The sequence below is a fragment of the Micavibrio sp. TMED2 genome, assembly GCA_002168225.1.
Lineage (GTDB): Bacteria > Pseudomonadota > Alphaproteobacteria > TMED2 > TMED2 > TMED2.
In genome coordinates this window covers 234227-252815 of the sequence record NHBH01000001.1, presented here as the reverse complement: position 1 = coordinate 252815, position 18589 = coordinate 234227, and the positions used below count along the sequence as shown (strand labels likewise).

The window sequence follows — 18589 nt, the reverse complement described above, 5'->3', positions numbered from 1 at the left end:
AGACAGTTGGAAATAATCCCCATGCCTGATGGTGGGATAGCCCATTCAGACAAGAACCCGGCAGATCAGACACCGGCTGGTGTTCCCGGCCTTGATGATCTGCCCGATACGCCGATGATGCAGCAATATGCGGCGATCAAGCGTAACCATGCCGATTGTCTGCTGTTCTATCGCATGGGCGATTTCTATGAGCTGTTCCTGCAGGATGCGGTCGAGGCTTCGGCGGCGCTCGACATTACCCTGACCCGGCGCGGCGCGAGCGGCGGCAATGACATTCCCATGTGCGGCGTGCCGTTCCATGCCTATGAGGGCTATCTCGCCCGCCTGATCAAACAGGGGTTCAAGGTTGCCATCTGCGAGCAGGTGGAAACCCCGGCCGAGGCGAAAAAGCGCGATGGCTACAAGGCGCTGGTCCGTCGTGATGTGGTGCGGGTGGTTACCCCCGGCACCCTGACCGAGGACACCCTGCTTGATGCCCGGCGGCACAATTTCCTGATTGCGGTGATCGAGCGCGCGGGCCGTTACGGTCTGGCGGCAGCCGATCTCTCCACCGGTACGGTACTGACCCAGTGGCTTGACGCCGCCCGCCTGCCCGGTGCGGTGGCCCGGTTTGAGCCGTCGGAAATCCTCCTGCCCCAGCGGCTGGAGCAGCATCCGAAAAGCCGTGAGCTGCTGGCCGAATGGCGCGGGTTGCTGTCATTCCAGCCTGATGCCCGCTTCGATGACCGTAATGGCCAGAAGCGGTTGCAGGATTTCTACGAGGTATCCTCGCTCGATGCCTTTGGCGGGTTCGAGGCGGCGGAGCTGACCGCGCTCGGTGCGCTGCTCGACTATATCAACCTGACCCAGTGCGGGGGCACGGCACCGCTCGAACGTCCGCGCCGGGTGGCCGATGCCGGGACGCTCGACATCGACGCGGTGACGCGCCGGGCGCTGGAGCTGACCCGTACCCAGACCGGTGAGCGCAAGGGCAGCTTGCTCGCCACCATCGACCGGACGATCACGGCGGCGGGGGCACGGGCGCTGACCCAGCGGCTGACCGCGCCATCGACCGATCTGGTGACCATTCAGGAGCGCCAGTCCGCCGTTGCCTGGCTGGTCGAGCATCCGAAGGTGCTGGAGAGTATCCGCGCCGATCTGAAGACCCTGCCGGATATCGAACGTGCCCTGTCCCGGATCGGGCTGGAGCGTGCCGGTCCGCGTGACCTATTGGCGGTACGCCAAGGCATGGCGGCGGCGGATGCGCTGGCCCGAACCATGCAGGCCCATGCCAAGGGCGTGGATGCGGCCCCGCCATTGTTGCTCGACCTGATCGACCCACTGACCCCGCCCGAGGGTCTGCCCGATCTGCTGGCCCGCGCGCTGAAGGATGACCCGCCGCTCCTGACCCGCGATGGGGGCTTCATTGCCGAGGGCTATGACGCCGAGCTGGACAAACAGCGCACCCTGCAGCGGGACAGCCGCCAGTATATCGCCGAAATGCAGGCACGCTATGCCACCGATACCGGTGTTGATCGTCTGAAAATCAAACACAACAACGTGCTCGGCTATTTCATCGAGGTGACCGCCCAGCATGGCGACAAGCTGCGCGACCCGGCCCATAACGAGCTGTTCATTCACCGCCAGACGCTCGCCAATGCCGTACGCTTCACCACGACCGAGCTCGCCGATCTCGAGCAACAGGTAAGCCATGCCGGTGACCGGGCATTGGCGATCGAGCTTGGTATCTTTACCGAGCTGTGCCGCGCGGTGCTGGCACTGACCGACCCCTTGCGCGCGTTGGCCAATGCGGCGGCGGATGCTGATGTTTCTGCCGCACTGGCGACGATTGCCGTGGAGCAGCGCTATACCCGCCCGACCATGACCGATGGCGAGGATTTCAACATCGTCGGCGGGCGGCATCCGGTGGTGGAAATGCTCGCCGATACCGGGCCGCAGGGCTTTGTCGCCAATGATTGCCGCTTGGAAGAAGACGGCAAGCTGTGGCTGCTCACTGGTCCGAACATGGCCGGTAAATCCACCTTCCTGCGCCAGAACGCACTCATCGTCGTGCTGGCCCAGATGGGCGGGTTTGTGCCTGCCGCCTCGGCCACCATCGGTGTGGTCGACCAGCTTTTCGCCCGTGTCGGTGCGGCGGATGATCTGGCCCGTGGTCGCTCGACCTTCATGGTGGAGATGCTGGAGACCGCTGCCATCCTCCATGCCGCCGGGCCGAAATCGCTGGTGATCCTCGACGAGATCGGACGCGGCACGGCAACATTCGACGGCATGTCACTGGCCTGGGCCAGTGTCGAGCATCTGCATGATGTCAATCGCAGCCGCGGGCTGTTCGCCACCCATTATCACGAGCTGACGGTACTGTCCGGCACCCTCGACCACCTTGCCAACCACCATATGCGGGTCAAGGAATGGCAGGGTGATGTCGTGTTCCTGCATGAGGTTGGGCAAGGCTCGGCGGATCGATCCTACGGTATTCAGGTGGCCAAGCTGGCAGGCCTGCCACCGGCGGTGATCGAGCGCGCGAAAAATGTGCTTGAGGAGTTGGAGAGCGAGGAGAAGGGCGGCCCGCGGGTACAGCAGATGGCACAGGATCTGCCGCTGTTTCATGCGGTTGTGCAGAAGGTCGAGGCAACCGTGCCAAAACCATCGCTGGTCGAGGAACGTCTGGCCGATATTGCCGCCGACGACCTGACGCCGCGACAGGCGCTCGACCTGATCTATGAGTTGCAGCGCGTTGCACGGGACGGCAAGGCATGAGCAACAAGACCCGCAGCAACCCGCTGGCCGAACTGTTCGTCCCCGGCCCGAAGGTCAAGCCGGACAAACAGCAGCTGCGTCGTGCGGCCAGCAACTATCTCGGCGACTTCACCGTCCCCGGCCTTGCGGTACTGCCGCAGCATGAGCGTTTCTTTGCCGAGCTGGTGACGATCTACAAGGGCGATGGCGGGCGCAAGGAGGTGCTGGCGCGGCTCAAATCCATTCTCGCCAAGGGCCATGACGAAATCCGTAACCAGTTCGAGCGCGGTCGGGCCGGTGAGCCGATGGGGGCCATCTGTGTACGTCAGCATGCCAAGCTCGCCGATGGGGTGATACAGGCAATTTTCCGGCTGGCGTTTGAACAGGCCTATCCGCTGGTCAACCCCACGGACAGTGAGCGCGTGGCGCTGGTTGCCACTGGCGGCTATGGCCGGGCGGAACTGTCGCCGCAATCGGATATCGACCTGCTGTTCATCCTGCCCTACAAGCGCACGCCGGTGATCGAGCAGGGGATCGAGTTCATCCTCTATATGCTCTGGGATCTGGGCCTCAAGGTGGGGCAGGCGGTACGCGGGGTTGATGACTGTATCCGGCAGGCCAAGGCGGATATGACCATCCGCACCAACCTGCTCGAATGTCGCTATCTGGCTGGTGACATCGATCTGTTCGGTGAGTTTCAGGCCCGGTTCGACCGGGATGTGGTGGCCGGATCATCCCAGGCCTTCATCACCGCCAAGCTGCGTGAGCGTGACGAGCGCTATCACCAGATGGGTGACACCCGCTATATGCTCGAACCGAACGTCAAGAACGGCCTCGGTGCCCTGCGCGATCTGCATGTGCTGTTCTGGATCGCCAAATATGTGCATGAGGTGGATCAGGTTCATGACCTTGTCGGCCTCGGTGAACTGAGCGAGGCGGAGGCCGAGACCTTTGACCGGGCGCAAAACTTCCTCTGGGCCGTGCGCGCGCATCTGCACTACCTGACCGGACGTGGTGAGGATCGGCTGACCTTTGACCTGCAGCCGGAAATCAGCCGCCGCCTCGGTTATGTGGATCACGGCAATACGCTCGGGGTCGAGCGGTTCATGAAGCATTATTTCCTGGTGGTGAAGGAGGTGGGTGCGCTCAGCCGGATCATCACCGCCCTCTATCAGGAACAGGCGCAGAATAACCCGATGACCCGGATCGGGCGGGCGATCTGGTCCTATTCCGTCGATGGTTTTCCGGTTAATGGCGGCTGGCTGCGTCTGCCTGCTGCCGGGCATTTCAGGCAACAGCCGGTCGATATGCTGCGCATGTTCAGGGTGGCGCAGCGCGAGCAGGAGCAAATCCATCCCGAGGCGCTGCAATCCATGACCCGTAACCTCTCGGTGATCGGGCGGAAGTTGCGTGACGATCCCGAGGCCAATGCCATCTTCCTCGAGATACTCACCGATCCGGCGGCAGAGGCGACGCTGGCGCTGATGAATGATACCGGCGTACTCGGCAAGTTCTTGCCTGACTGGGCGCGGATAGTGGCGCAGATGCAGTATGACATGTACCACGTCTATACCGTTGACGAGCATACCCTGCGCGCGGTCAGCATCCTGCACAAGATCGCGGCGGGCAAACTCGTCGATGAGTATCCGCTCGCCAGCCGGGTGATCGAGCAGATCAATTCCAAACGGGCGCTGTTTGTCGCCATGCTGCTCCATGACATCGCCAAGGGACGCAACGGCGATCACTCGGTATTGGGTGAGAAGGTGGCGTTGAAGCTCTGCCCGCGCCTCGGCCTGAGCGAGGAAGAGACGGAGACGGTTGCCTGGCTGATCCGCTGGCATCTCGCCATGTCACAGACAGCGCTGAAACGCGACCTCGAAGACCCGAAGGCGCTCGATGACTTCGTCGGCATTGTGCAGTCGGTGGAGCGGTTGCGGCTGTTGCTGGTACTGACCACGGCGGATATTTCCGCGGTTGGGCCGGATCGCTGGAACAGCTGGAAAGCGGGTCTGCTCACCCGGCTGTTCCATATCACCGCCCAGCGTCTCAGCCCGGATGACAAGATGCGTCCCGGTCTTACCGCCAGCTCTGCCGCCCTCGCCGAATTCCGCGATCATCTCAAGGACTGGCCCGATGCCCGGGTGGAGAAGTTCATCGAGACCGCGCCCGGCGGCATCTGGCACGCCTTCGAGCCGCAGCAACTGGCCCGGCTCGCCCGGCTGGTGGCAACGGCGGAGATCGAGAACCAGAGCATCGCCGTCGATACCCAGGTCGAGCGCGCGCTCGGTTACACGCAGGTTGCTGTTATCACCCGCGACCGGAAAGGGCTGTTTGTCGGCCTCGCCGGGGCGATTGCCGCCAATGGTGGCAGTATTCTGGATGCCAAGATTTTCACCTTCACCAATGGTCTGGTGCTCGATGTTTTTGCCATTCAGGACCTGCACGGCAATGCGATTACCAGCGGCGACAAGCTGGCGAAGCTGTCGGTCAGCATCAACCGTATGCTGGATAATCCGGCAGAGGTGGTGAAGCTGATCGCGCCGCGCCGGGAAGACCTGCCCGCGCGCACCGAGGTCTTTACCGTGCCGCCTCGGGTGCTGATCGACAATAGTGCCAGCAACCAGAGCACGGTGGTCGAGATCAATGGCCGCGACCGTCCGGGACTGCTCTATGATCTCGGCAAGGTGCTGACCGAGGAAGGGTTGCAGATCAGCGCGGCCAAGGTCACCACCTATGGCGAGAAGGCGATCGACGTATTCTATCTGCGCGATGCCGGTGGCCTCAAGATCACCCATGAGGCGCGCCTCGACCGCATTCGTGAGCGGTTGCTGGAGGCAATCATCGCCGGTGATACGACCGCAGGACGTGCGGGCAGCTATTCCGCCACAACCCGGCGGCAGGAACGCGGATCACTGGAGCCGACAAACAGCTGATCGTGAAGAGACAGGGCCGGTTGCGACTTACTCGGCTTATTCGGCGGCACCCGGTGGCAGCATGCCCATGCCGTGGAAACCGGCATCGACATAATGGATCTGACCGGTAACCCCGGCTGAGAGATCGCTTAGCAGATAGGTTGCCGTGCCGCCAATATCCTCGAGAGTGACCGAACGGCGCAGTGGTGCGGTGTGCTCGCTGGTCCGGTAGACGTAGCGGGCATTGGCGATGGCGGAACCGGCGAGGGTTTTCATCGGACCGGCAGACAGGCCGTGCACGCGGATACCGTCCGGGCCGAGGTCGTTAGCGAGGTAACGGACAGATGCCTCAAGCGCTGCCTTGGCGACACCCATGACATTGTAATTCGGCATGACCCGCTCGGCACCGATATAGGACAGGGTCAGGAGGCTGCCGCCCGGGTTCATCATCTCGGCGGCCCGACGGGCAACGGAGGTGAAGGAATAGCAGGAGATCTGCATGGTCATCAGGAAGTTGTCGAGGGTGGTATCGACATAACGCCCCTTCAGCTCTTCCTTGTTCGAGAAGGCGACCGCATGGATGACGAAATCGATATTGCCGACTTCCTGTTTCAGGTCGTCGAACACCTTGTCGACGGAGCTTTCATCCATGACATCACAGGGCAGCAGAACCTTGGCATCCAGTTCCGAGGCGAGTGGCTCGACCCGGCGCTTGAAGGCATCGCCCTGATAGGTAAAGGCAAGCTCGGCCCCGGCACCATGCAGGGCCTTGGCGATGCCCCAGGCGATGGAGCGATCATTGGCAACGCCCATGACCAGACCGCGTTTGCCGGCCAAAAGCGGCTTGGAAGCGGGATTGTTGTTCTGGTCAGTCATGACGGTATCGTGGGCTAGGGGCATCTTCTTATTCTTCAATGGCGGTGAAAATCAGGCTGGCATTGGTGCCACCAAAGCCAAAGCTGTTGGTCATGACGGCTTTTACCGGTCCGTCCTTGCGCTCAAACGCAATCGGGTAACCCTCGAAATCGGGGTCGAGGTTTTCAATATTGGCCGATGCGGCGATAAATCCATTGTCGAGCATCAGCAGCGAGTAGATTGCCTCATGGGCACCCGCCGCACCCTGACTGTGGCCGGTCAGTGATTTGGTCGAGCTGATGAACGGCATTTCGTCGCCGAACACATCGCGAATGGCTCCCATTTCCGCGCGGTCACCAACCGGTGTCGCGGTACCATGGGTATTGATGTAGTCGAGTTTGACGGTCGAGTGCAGGTTGTGCTCGGCCAGCGCCAGTTGCATGCAGCGCACGGCACCCTCACCCGATGGTGCCACCATATCAACACCATCCGAGGACGCGCCGAAGCCGGTCAGCTCGGCATAGATTTTGGCACCACGGGCCTTGGCGTGCTCATATTCTTCCAGCACCAGCATGGCCCCGCCACCAGCAATGACAAAGCCGTCGCGGTCGCGGTCATAGGCGCGTGAAGCCTTCTCTGGCGTATCATTGAACTTGGACGACATGGCACCCATGGCGTCGAATAGCTGGGACATGGTCCAGTCGAGTTCCTCGCCACCACCGGCGAACATGATGTCCTGTTTGCCCCAGGCGATCATCTCGGCGGCATTGCCGATGCAATGCGCACTGGTGGAGCAGGCGGAGGTGATAGAGTAATTGATGCCGCGAATGCCGTAGGCGGTACAGAGATTGGCGGAAACCGTGGAACCCATGACCCGTGGCACCATGGTCGGGCCCATCTTGCGCGGGCTGCCATTCTTGCGGGTAATGTCGGTGGCGGCCACCTGATTGCTGGTCGAGGCACCACCGGAACCGGCGATCAGACCGGTGCGGTTGTTGCTGATCAGGTCTTCGGTCAGTCCGGCATCCTCGATCGCCTGGGTCATGGCGATATAGGCATAGGCCGCAGCATTGCCCATGAAGCGCATCAGCTTGCGGTCGATATGCTCGCTCGGGTCCAGTTTGATCGAGCCATGGATCTGGCTGCGGAAACCGTGTTCCACATAATCGGGCGCTGCCTCGATGCCGGATTTGCCGGACTTCAGGCTCTCGATAACTTCCGCTGCATTGTTGCCGATCGGGGAAACAATGCCGAGGCCGGTCACAACAACCCGGCGTTTGCCGAGGACTGGTTCGATTGCGGATGGGTTGGACATGGACTTCTTACCTGGCTTTCGTGATTGCCGTCTCTTGATGGTGCCTGAACCGGTCTATTCGCCGGTTTGTTCGAACAGGCCGACCTTGAGGCCGCTGGCTTCAAACATCAGCTTGTCATCGCCATGCACGGTACCATCGGCGATGCCCATGACCAGCTTGCGGTTGATCACGCGTTTGAAGTCGAGGCGATAGGTCACCTTCTTGATTGTAGGTAATACCTGATCGGTGAATTTCACCTCCCCGACGCCGAGTGCACGACCGGCACCGGTCGCACCCATCCAGCCGAGGTAAAAGCCGACCAGCTGCCAGAGCGCATCGAGGCCGAGACAGCCGGGCATGACCGGGTCGCCCTCGAAATGGCAGCCGAAGAACCAGAGGTCCGGTTTGACGTCGAGTTCGGCGATCAGGAAGCCCTTGCCATTGGCACCGCCATCGGCAGAGACCTTGGCGATGCGATCGAACATCAGCATCGGCGGCAGGGGCAGTTTCGGATACGGGTTGGCGAATAATGTGCCATGGCCGCAGCTAATCAAATCATCGTAATCAAAGCTGGTTCGGCTGTCGTGGGTAGGTGCAGTCATGACGGTTACCGGTGTAATCAGAGAGTAAAGATCGGGGTCGGAAACACTGACCCCACGGGCGCGGTTTTAGGCAATCTGCAGCACAATCGCAAACCCCGATTGCTATTGTGTGATGGCAATCCGGTATATTTGCCCTGCATGCCACAGGAAAATGGTGCAAATAACATGGGAAACAGGGCATAATCAGCCATGTTGAGAAGGTTGTTGCAAATCATTCTCAATTAACGTTATGGTCCGGGCATGCAAAAGCACACGCACACAAAATCCGCGCAGGCGACAGATCGACCGAAGGGTGTTGATATCAACCTTATCAACCGCCTGGCCGAGGCCGGTTTGCGCCCGACACGTCAGCGGCTGGCGCTGGCCGAGCTGATGTTTGGCAATGGCCACCGCCACATGACGGCGGAGCAGTTGTTTGATGATGCGCGTGAGGCAAACCAGCGGGTATCACTGGCCACGGTCTACAACACCCTGAACCAGTTTGCCGAAGCCGGTCTGCTCAACGCGGTTGCCGCCGATCAGGGCCGGACCTATTTCGACACCAATGTCAGCGACCACCATCACTTCTTCATGGAAGATACCGGTCAGCTCATCGATGTGCCCGGTGACGAGGTCAAGGTGACCGGTCGTCCCGCGGCTCCCGAAGGTTACGAGATCGACCAGATTCAGGTCGTTGTCCGCGTCCGGCGCAAGAAACAGTAAGCCAACCGTTTATCCGTTCCCGTTGTTCTTGCCCTGTTGCTGTTGATATGCAAGCGCAAGAAACGGGTCGTTTGTCTCCGGCTTTTCGGGCCTTTGGTGCTTTCCAACATGATCAGGAGAGCACATCCATGGAACTACTCAACAAAACCATCATTATAACCGGGGCCAGCAGCGGCATCGGTGAGGCGGCGGCCCTGCTGTTTGCTGCCGAGGGCGCCAATGTGGTGCTGGGCGCGCGCCGGGCGGAAAGGCTCGAGGCGCTGGTCGGGCAGATCAATGGCGAGTATGGCAGGCGCGCTGCCTGTCTTGCCGGTGATGTCCGTGATGCCGGTTATGCGCAAGGGCTGGTCGATCTCGCCCTCGCCGAGTTTGGCGGCCTTGACGGTGCCTTCAACAATGCCGGTATGGTCGGCGAGGTCGGGCCGATCCCGGATATGGACCGGGCCAACTGGACCGATGTGATCGCCACCAACCTGACCAGCGCCTTCTCTGCGGCCAAGGCCCAGATACCGGCGCTGCAGAACAGGGGTGGCGGATCGCTGGTTTTCACCACATCCTTTGTCGGTCACAGCAATGGCGGGTTGCCGGGCTTCGGTGCCTATGCCGCGTCCAAGGCCGGGATCAACGGGCTGGTGCAGTCACTGGCCATTGATCATGCCGCCGAGGGGATCAGGGTGCACAGCCTCCTGCCCGGCGGTACCAAAACCGAGATGGCTGGTGATGATGCGGAGGCCCACAAGTTTATCGCCGGTTTGCATCCGCTCAAGCGCATGGCCGATCCCATGGAGATCGCACAGGCGGCCCTGTTCCTGCTGTCGGATCGCTCCAGCTTCATGACCGGCAGTCCGGTGATTGCCGATGGCGGGGTATCGGTCAGGTTCCTCTGACCGCCCGAATCTTTGGCAGTTCGGATGCTGTGTTAGCGGAAGTCTTCGCCGGGTTTGGCCCCGAAGAAGGCAGCTATCGGCAGCCATCCGGCATTGCCTTCCACATCCACCTCACACCAACTGCCATCACAGGCGCGGATCTGGCCGACGACACCCGGCTCGACCCGTGCGACCGGGCTCGCCTCCGGGTCCGGGGCGGCGTAGAGGGTGGCGATATCGCCCATGACCAGTGCGCCGCGCTGGCCGGACAGCATGGATTGATGCACCCATGTTTCGGTGCCGTCCACATCGCGGATGCGGCGCCATGTGTCGTATTCGGCGGTGATCTCAACCGGCAACCCGGCGCGCTGGTAAATCCAGTCGATCGGATAGCTCAGCCCCGGCCCGGTGCGGGCATTGACCCGTTCGGGCCGCAGTGAGGCAAAGCGCGGCAGCGGTAACCCGGTCTGTTGGCCGAGGGCAACCTGACCCTGACTGATCTGCGCCACCTCGAGCCAGATCGTGCCCCGGCTCTGCCCGTCGTCATTTGCCTGAGCTGGCGCCTGTACTGGCCCGGTGGTCATCAGGAAACCGCCGATGAGTGCCAAGAGGGCGGTGAATGCCCATTGCCTGTTTGGTCTGTTCAATCCGGTCATGTTGCGGTCCAGTACTGGATCAGCGGTTGTCATTTCTGCCTGTCAGCGACCGGTCGCGTGTGCCGGTTGAATAGCCGGTTGGATAAATTCGGTCAAAGTCGCTGGACATGCCCCTGTACCAACGCTATTGCGCTAGGGCATCAAATGACAATAGTCAGCGACGCCAACGAGATATTTTTTCGAGGAGACAGCAGCCAATGAGCACCGGTCGTCAAACCCGTGTCGCGGTGACCCGCAAGTTACCCGAAGCGGTGGAAACCCGTTTGATGGAGCTTTTTGCTGCCACGCTGAACCCGACAGACGAGCCGATGGATGCGGCGGCGCTGAAAGCTGCAGTCCAGAAATGCGATGTGCTGGTACCTACGGTTACCGACCGAATCGATGCTGAGATCATCGAGGCGGCAGGCCCTGATCTGAAGCTGATCGCTTCATTCGGTACCGGTGTCGATCACATCGACCTGAAGGCGGCACAGGCCAAGGGCATCGTTGTCACCAATACCCCCGGTGTGCTGACCGAGGATACCGCCGATGTGGCGCTGGCCCTGATGCTCGCCACCGCCCGCCGGATGAGCGAGGGCGAGGCACTGGTGCGCAGCGGTGAATGGACCGGCTGGGCACCGACCCAGATGCTCGGCCTGCGCCTCGGCGGCAAGCGTCTCGGCATTATCGGCATGGGCCGGATCGGTGAGGCGATTGCCCACCGCGCCCGCGCCTTCGGCATGTCGATCCACTACCACAACCGCCGCCGTCTGCCCGGCGACATGGAACAGCGCCTCGAGGCGACCTATTGGGAAAGCCTCGACCAGATGCTGGCGCGTATGGATGTGATCTCGGTCAACTGCCCGCAGACCCCGGCCACCTTCCACCTGCTGTCAGAGCGACGCCTCGACCTGCTCCAGCCCCATGCCATCCTGATCAATACCGCGCGCGGTGCCGTGGTGGATGAACAGGCGCTGATCAAGGCGCTGAAGGAAGAGCGTATCGCCGGTGCCGGTCTCGATGTTTATGAGGGCGAGCCAGCCGTGCCGGAAGAGCTGCGCAAGCTGAAAAACGTCGTGCTGCTGCCGCATCTCGGCTCCGCCACCCGCGAGGGGCGTCAGGCCATGGGTGACAAGGTGATCATCAACATCAAGACCTTCATCGACGGCCACCGCCCCACCGACCGCGTCCTCCCCGGCATCGACGACTGACGCACCCGCCGGTTAGCTATCCAGTCTTAACCGTACCTCGATCAGTTCCGGTTCGTCGGGGTTGATGTGGCGGGTGAAGCCGAGGCGGTCGCAGAGGGCGAGCATCGGTTTGTTTTCGCGCAAGACCTCGCCGAAGATTTCGGTGGTGCCGCGCTGGCGGGCATAGTCGATGATCTCGGTCATCAGTCTGCGACCGAGCCCGTGACCTTTCAGGTGCGAGGAGACGATGGCGGCATATTCGGCGCGGATATTATCCGGGTCGGCGGATATGCGCACGATCCCGGCAATGTCATCCAGCGGGTTGTCATCGGCATCCACATGCACGGCCACTAGCGCCATTTCCCGGTCGTAATCGATCTGGCTCAACCGGGCGACGGTGTCATGGGTCAGCTTGCGCACCGGTGAGAAGAAGCGCAGGCGCAAATCCTCCGGGTCCATTTCCGCAACCATTTCATGCATCAGCGGTTCGTCTTCCGGCTTGATCGGTCGCAGGAAATAGCGGGCACCGTGCTCGTCGCCGATCATCTTCTCCAGCTTCTTCGGATAGGGGCGGATGGCGAGGCGACGGCTGCCGACTTCAAGGTCCGAGGGCCGGATACCGATCCGGGCATCGAGGGCCAGCACGCCGTTTTCATTGGCAAACAGCGGGTTGATGTCGAGTTCGTCAATGGTCGGCAGATCGGTGATCAGCTGGGTCACCCGGATCATGGTCAGGGCAATCGCATCCATATCCGCCGCCGGTCGGTCGCGGTAGCCCTGCAACTGCCGGTGCACCCGTGTGCGGGCCATGGCGGCGCGGGCGAGGTTCATGTTGAGCGGCGGCAGGGCCAGCGCCTTGTCATCATGCAGCTCGACCGCCGTGCCGCCCTGTCCGAACAGGATTACCGGCCCGAAATCCGCATCCTCGATCATGCCGACGATCAGCTCATGGGCACCGGGCATCCGGGCCATTTCCTGCACCGTGAAGCCATCGATTTTCGCGTCCGGCTTGAGGTTGCCTACACGCTCCAGCATGGCATTGGCGGCCCGCTCTACATCCTCGGGCTTTTTCAGGTGCAGCGCCACGCCGCCGACATCGGATTTATGGGTGATATCGTTGGACAGGATCTTGAGCGCGACCGGTCTGCCGATCCGTGCCGCCTCCCGCACCGCGCTTGCCACATCGGGGGCGATGACGGTTTCGACGATTGGCACGCCATAGGCCTCGAGCACTTGTTTGGCCTGATATTCGGTGAGCCAGCGCTGCCCGGCGGCGAGCGCGTCGTCGATGATGCTCTTGGCCCGTGCGGTATCGGCGGTGACTTCCTCCGGCTGGCTGTCCGGTACCTCCATCAATGCCTTCTGGTTCCGGCGATAGGTCACCAGATGCATGAAGGCACGCACCGCCTTCTCCGGTGTGTCATAGGTGGGGATGCGGTTTTCGGCGAACAGGCTGCGCGCGGGTTCCATGGCCTGATGTCCGATCCAGCTGGTCAGGATCGGTTTGACCGATTTTTGCCGGGCCGACACCACCGCCCGTGCGGCATCAACGCTGTCGGCAATCGCGGTCGGACAGTTGATCACGACCAGCGCATCCACCGCCTTGTCGGTGAGGACCGCATCGAGGGCGGCGGCATAGCGGCTGCCGGGGGCATCGCCGATAATATCGATCGGGTTGCCGTGGCTCCAGGTACGTGGCATGGACGCATTGAGCGCATCCATGGTCTCCGGCGACAGGCTGGCCAGATGGCCGTTGAGGTCGGAGGTGGTATCGGCAGCCATGACGCCAAGCCCGCCGCCATTGGTCAGGATTGCCAGTTGCTCGCCTTCCACCTTGACCCGCATACCGAGGGTTTCCACAGCATCGAACAGCTCGTCCATATCGGCCACGCGCAGCATCCCGGCCCGGCGGAACGCGGCATCATAGACATCATCGGACCCGGCGAGTGCGCCGGTATGGCTCGATGCTGCCTTGGCACCTGATGCGGTGCGCCCGGATTTGATCACGATCACCGGCTTGGTGCGGGCGGCGGCGCGGGCGGCGGACATGAATTTGCGCGGATGGCTGATGGCTTCGATATAGAGCAGGATCGCGCGGGTTTTCGGATCACGGGCGAGGTAGTCGATCATGTCGCCAAAATCCACATCGGCCATGGAGCCGAGCGAGGCCAGATGCGAAAACCCGATGCCGCGGGCCGAGGCCCAGTCGATGACCGAGGTCAGCACTGCGCCGGATTGCGACAGGAAGCCGATATCGCCGGTCGCCGGGGTCAGATGGGCAAAGCTGGCATTCAGCCCATGGCCCGGCACCATGATGCCGAGACAGTTCGGCCCGACCACCCGCAACAGATGGGGTCGGGCGGCATCCAGCAAGCGATCCTGCAGCTCCGCGCCCTCATGGCCCAGTTCGGCGAAACCGGCGGTAATAACCACGGCGCCACGGGTACCGCGTCCGCCCAGTTGATCAATGATCCTGGGTACGGTATGCGGCGGCGTGCAGATCACGGCAAGGTCCGGCACCATGGGCAAATCTTCGACAGATTTGTGGCACAGAATACCCGCCACGGAGCGATGTTTCGGATTTACCGGGAGAACCGGGCCAGCGAAGCTTCCGGCGGTTAGATTACGGGCCAGGACATTGCCGATCGAATTGGGTCGGTTGCTGGCCCCGATCAGGGCGACACTTGTCGGTCTGAATACAGCATCAAGGTTACGGATACTCATGGTTCAAACGGCTTTTCATCGCTTTACAGGTTACCGGATGCTGCACCGCACAATATACGGCATCTGCGCCTTGATGATGCTAGCCATTTTGTCGCTGTGGGTCACGCCGGTACTGGCCGTTAACCATGATACGGATGCCGGGGCCGTAGCTGCGACCGTGCAGCCGGTGCATGGGCTGGCCCTGTTTGATGCGCCGAAATACGGAGCCGACTTCACCCATCTCGACTACGTCAACCCGGATGCGCCGAAGGGCGGGTTGCTGAAGCAGGGTGCGACCGGCACCTTCGACAGTCTCAACCCGTTCCTGATTACCGGACAGGCGGCGGCGCGTATGAACCTGACCTATGACACGCTGATGCAGCGGGTCTGGGACGAGCCGTTCAGTGTTTACGGGCTGGTGGCGGAGCGTGTTGAACTGGCACTTGACCGCAGCTGGATGACCTTCCACCTCAACCCCGCCGCCCGATTCCATGACGGCCATCCGGTGACGGCCAGGGATGTGAAATTCTCGCTCGAGACATTGCGGGAGAATGGCCGCCCGAATACCCGCCGGGTCTATGGCTTCGTAACGGCAATCGAGATTATCGACGATCACACCATCACCTTCCGGCTGCTGCCATCGGCGGAGCGCGAGGTGCCGCTGGTGCTGGCGATGCTGCCGGTGCTGCCAGCCCATTACTGGGCCGATCATGATTTCGGGCGCACCACCCTGACCCCGCCGCTCGGTGGCGGGCCGTATCGGGTGGCGTCCCTCGATCCGGGGCGCAGCATCACCTATGAGCGCGTTGCCGATTACTGGGCCGCCGACCTGCCGGTCAATCGCGGCCAGTACAATTTTGATACGGTGCAGATCGAGTATTTCCGCGATGACGATGTGGCGCTGGAGGCGTTCAAGGCGCGCGAGGTCAATTTCCGGCGTGAGTCTGATCCAAATGCCTGGGCCACCCGCTACAGCGGTCCGGCGGCAGAGGGCGGGTTGCTCAAGCTGGAACAACTGCCGCATCACCGCCCGGACTGGACCCTGTCGCTGATCTTCAATACCCGGCGTGATCTGTTCGATGATTTGCGGGTACGCACGGCACTGGATCTGGCCTTTGACTTTGAATGGCTCGACCGGGCCGTGTTCCGCGATGCCTACAAGCGGATCGAGAGCTATTACCCGAATTCGGAACTGGCGGCGACCGGCCTGCCGGATGCGGCGGAACTGGCCCTGCTCGAGCCGTTCCGCGACAGCCTGCCGGATGCGGTTTTCGGCCCGGCCTATGAGGCACCGCGCACCGATGGCAGCGGCATGGCCGGGCGGCGCGGCAATCTCCGCAAGGCGCTGGCGTTGCTGAAGCAGGCGGGCTGGATGCTGGAAAACGGACGTCTGGTCAGTGCCGAAACGGGGCAGCCCTTCAGCTTTGAAATTCTGATCCAGACCGGACAGGAGGAAGGGGTCGTGCTCGAATGGGTGCGGACCCTTGACCGTATCGGCATCACCGCGCGCATTCGCAGTGTCGATGCCACCCAGTTCCGCCAGCGGCTCAACAGCTTTGATTACGATGTGGTCAATTACCGCTGGATCAACAGCCTGTCGCCGGGGGTTGAGCAGCGGCTGTATTTCGGCAGCGAGAATGCGGAGGTGCAGGGCTCACGCAACTATCCGGGCATTCGCTCACCGGCGGTAGATGCCCTTGTTGCCGGGATTGCCGATGCCAGCAGCCGCGCCGACCTGCTGACCCATGTTCATGCGCTCGACCGGGTGCTGACCCACAGCCGCTACGGCGTGCTGCTCTATCACCTCGGTCACGATCTGGTCGCTTACTGGCCGCCGGTCACCCGGCCTGCCGTGACCCCGCTTTACGGCATGGTGATCGAGGCATGGTGGGCGACGCGGCCCTGACTGGCCCGATCAGGCCATGCTGGCCGGGATCAGTGACTTCAGCGGCACTTTCGGGCGTGGGCCGATATGGCTGATGACCTCGGCGGCGGCAATGACGCCAAGCCGGGCACAATCGGCCATATTTCGACCGGTACTGAGACCATAGAGATAACCGGCGGCGAACTGGTCACCGGCACCGGTGCTGTCGATGATCTTTGACACCCGCTCGGCTGGCATACGCACGGTCTCGCCGTGATGCATGGCAACGCAGCCCTGTTCGGACCGGGTAATCACCGCGGTATCAACGTCATGGCGGGCGAGGTCGAGGGCTTCTGCCAGTGTGTTGACCATGTAGAGCGAGGTAATCTCGGCCTCATTGGCGAATAACAGGTCAACCGAATGGGGCAGGAAGTTGCGGATATCGTCGCGGTACCGGTCGGCGAGGAACGGATCGGACATGGTGAAGGCAACGGTGGTGCCTGCCGTGCGCGCCACATCGGCGGCTTCCATCATCGCCTCACGCGGGTGTTCGCTGTCCCAGAGATAGCCTTCGAGGAACAGGTAATCGGCCCCCTGAATCATGTTGTGATCAATGTCGTTTTTGTTCAGCTCGGTCGAGGCACCGAGATAGGTGTTCATGGAGCGCTGGGCATCCGAGGTCACCAGAATGATCGAGACACTGGTATCGTCGCCGTTGCTGGCCGGTGCGATCGGGGTGACGACGCCGAGTGCTTCCATGTCCTTGCCGTAGAACCGGCCCGGCTCGTCATCGCGGACGCGGCCAATAAATCCGGCGCTGCCGCCAAAAGACGCGATCCCGGCCATGGTATTGGCGACCGAACCGCCGGACGCCATGGTGGCAGGCGGGATGCTCTCATAGAGCTGACGCGAGCGGGTCTGGTCGACCAGAGTCATCGTGCCCTTGTGCACGCCATGTTTAGTCAGGAAGCCGTCCTCGACTTCGGCAATAATATCAACGACGGCATTACCGATGCCGACCACTTTAGGCTGGGCGCTGGTCATAGGGGGTACTCTTGAAAAAGACAGGGGTAGCAGATGGGAAAACCTGTGGCCCATGTGGCCAAACCTTGCGCCAGAAGTCAAATAACTGGTGCTGGCAAATGGGCGCAGCCCTGTGATAGAGCCTGTCGCATCATGTTTGCTGATCTCCTCGACGCCTTCGCCGATCTGAAACTGCCTGCAGTACGCTGGACGATTCTGGGCTGTATAGCCGTCAGTCTGATCGTGCTGTTGCTCATGCCGTGGGGCGCATCGGTGCTGCTCGGCGGGGTCAATCTGGTCGGCTGGGGCTGGCTCGACGGTATCATCGATGTCACCGGCACTATCATTGCGGCGGTGCTGGCGATCCTGCTGTTTCCGATTGTCATGACTGCCATCACCGGGCTGGTGGCGGAATTCATGCTTGATCCGATGGAGCGGGTCCGCCACCCGGATCTGCCGCCCTTGCGCGATCTGCCGCTCACAACCGCCATTGGCAATGCGCTGGTATTTCTGCTGATTGCCTTGCTGCTGACGCTGCTGGTTCTGGTCGGCGGGTTTTTCCTCGTCGGCCTCAACGTGTTGCTGGCATGGAGCGTCAATGCCTATCTGCTGTCGCGTGAGTTTATCGACGTGGTTGCCCTGCGCCGCCTGCCGCCACAGGAGATCAAGGCATGGCGCAAGCGGAACCGGCTGGCGGTATTCCTGCGCGGGCTGATACTGGCGGCACTGTTCGTCATTCCGGTGCTCAACCTGATTGCACCGATACTGGCGGCGCTGATGACCAGCCACTGGCTCGCGCGCACTGATATTTACGCCGACACGGTACCGACTCGGGCGGTGCATTAGCGGTTTTCAGGGTGTTTTGTAACAGCACTGACGTGACGGATTTACCGGTTTATCCGGGCTTTCCGGTGCCTGGTATCGGGAATGCTTGCCTGTGTCGTGGTCGATTGCCGATCATGATGGTCCGTTCACGCATTTCCGGGACATCGCACACGTCATGGCATCCTCATCAACTCTCCGGCTTCTGGCCATGGCGCTTATTACCATGACCGGGCTTTCCGGCTGCGGTCTGCTCGGTGCTGCCACCGGTGCCGCTGCCAAGGCAGTGACCTCCGCCGTTGATGTGTTCGTCGAGGCGCCAAGCTATGACAACGATGAACAAGCCATCACGGTAGCGGAAATTCCCGATAACAAGGGCTGATC

At 61.7% G+C, this 18589-nt stretch carries 14 protein-coding genes; 8 read left to right on the top strand and 6 right to left on the bottom strand.

Features of this window, described 5'->3' with window-relative positions; all coding sequences use genetic code 11:
• Positions 1-21 precede the first annotated feature (21 nt).
• On the top strand, positions 22-2757 hold the full coding sequence (locus CBB62_01250) for a DNA mismatch repair protein MutS (GenBank protein ID OUT41021.1): 2736 nt from the start codon (positions 22-24) through the stop codon (positions 2755-2757).
• Positions 2754-5669 carry a [protein-PII] uridylyltransferase gene (locus tag CBB62_01245; GenBank protein OUT41020.1) on the top strand — a complete coding sequence of 972 codons (2916 nt, stop codon included), beginning with the start codon at positions 2754-2756 and terminating at the stop codon, positions 5667-5669. Before CBB62_01250 ends, CBB62_01245 begins: the two co-directional genes overlap by 4 nt.
• Positions 5670-5705: 36 nt before the next feature.
• Here CBB62_01245 and CBB62_01240 read toward each other — a convergent pair whose 3' ends face one another.
• From CBB62_01240 to CBB62_01230, 3 genes are read right to left on the bottom strand one after another with little or no spacing between them, the layout of a single operon-like run.
• Complete coding sequence (locus CBB62_01240) at positions 5706-6524, bottom strand: enoyl-ACP reductase (protein ID OUT41019.1); 819 nt, start codon at positions 6522-6524, stop codon at positions 5706-5708.
• 28 nt (positions 6525-6552) lie between these two features.
• Entirely contained in the window at positions 6553-7818 is a 1266-nt protein-coding gene (locus CBB62_01235) for a beta-ketoacyl-[acyl-carrier-protein] synthase I (protein OUT41018.1), read from the bottom strand.
• Positions 7819-7872: 54 nt separating this feature from the next.
• Positions 7873-8400 (bottom strand): 3-hydroxyacyl-[acyl-carrier-protein] dehydratase FabA, encoded by a 528-nt coding sequence (locus CBB62_01230; protein OUT41017.1) that lies wholly within the window; start codon positions 8398-8400, stop codon positions 7873-7875.
• Between the two features lie 240 nt (positions 8401-8640).
• On the opposite strand from CBB62_01230, the gene CBB62_01225 reads away from it, so the two are divergent.
• Both CBB62_01225 and CBB62_01220 read left to right on the top strand, forming a co-directional pair.
• On the top strand, positions 8641-9102 hold the full coding sequence (locus tag CBB62_01225) for a transcriptional repressor (protein ID OUT41016.1): 462 nt from the start codon (positions 8641-8643) through the stop codon (positions 9100-9102).
• 128 nt (positions 9103-9230) lie between these two features.
• Positions 9231-9989, top strand: coding sequence for a short-chain dehydrogenase (locus CBB62_01220; GenBank protein ID OUT41015.1), 759 nt, complete (start codon positions 9231-9233; stop codon positions 9987-9989).
• A gap of 32 nt (positions 9990-10021) precedes the next feature.
• Here CBB62_01220 and CBB62_01215 read toward each other — a convergent pair whose 3' ends face one another.
• Positions 10022-10552 carry a hypothetical protein gene (locus tag CBB62_01215; GenBank protein ID OUT42577.1) on the bottom strand — a complete coding sequence of 177 codons (531 nt, stop codon included), beginning with the start codon at positions 10550-10552 and terminating at the stop codon, positions 10022-10024.
• A gap of 269 nt (positions 10553-10821) precedes the next feature.
• On the opposite strand from CBB62_01215, the gene CBB62_01210 reads away from it, so the two are divergent.
• Positions 10822-11814: a D-glycerate dehydrogenase gene (locus CBB62_01210; protein ID OUT41014.1), complete on the top strand. Its 993-nt coding sequence runs from the start codon at positions 10822-10824 to the stop codon at positions 11812-11814.
• A 12-nt stretch (positions 11815-11826) separates the two neighbouring features.
• Here CBB62_01210 and CBB62_01205 read toward each other — a convergent pair whose 3' ends face one another.
• Positions 11827-14517, bottom strand: coding sequence for a GNAT family N-acetyltransferase (locus CBB62_01205; GenBank protein OUT41013.1), 2691 nt, complete (start codon positions 14515-14517; stop codon positions 11827-11829).
• A gap of 73 nt (positions 14518-14590) precedes the next feature.
• Here CBB62_01205 and CBB62_01200 point away from each other — a divergent pair, with 73 nt between their 5' ends.
• Positions 14591-16402: a hypothetical protein gene (locus tag CBB62_01200; GenBank protein OUT42576.1), complete on the top strand. Its 1812-nt coding sequence runs from the start codon at positions 14591-14593 to the stop codon at positions 16400-16402.
• Between the two features lie 9 nt (positions 16403-16411).
• Here the strand turns inward: CBB62_01200 and CBB62_01195 are convergent, their stop codons facing one another.
• Entirely contained in the window at positions 16412-17458 is a 1047-nt protein-coding gene (locus CBB62_01195; protein OUT41012.1) for a hypothetical protein, read from the bottom strand.
• Here CBB62_01195 and CBB62_01190 point away from each other — a divergent pair.
• Complete coding sequence (locus CBB62_01190; GenBank protein ID OUT41011.1) at positions 17438-18229, top strand: hypothetical protein; 792 nt, start codon at positions 17438-17440, stop codon at positions 18227-18229. The two genes, CBB62_01195 and CBB62_01190, sit on opposite strands and share 21 nt — an antisense overlap.
• Before the next feature lie 91 nt (positions 18230-18320).
• Entirely contained in the window at positions 18321-18587 is a 267-nt protein-coding gene (locus CBB62_01185; protein OUT41010.1) for a hypothetical protein, read from the top strand.
• Positions 18588-18589: the final 2 nt, after the last annotated feature.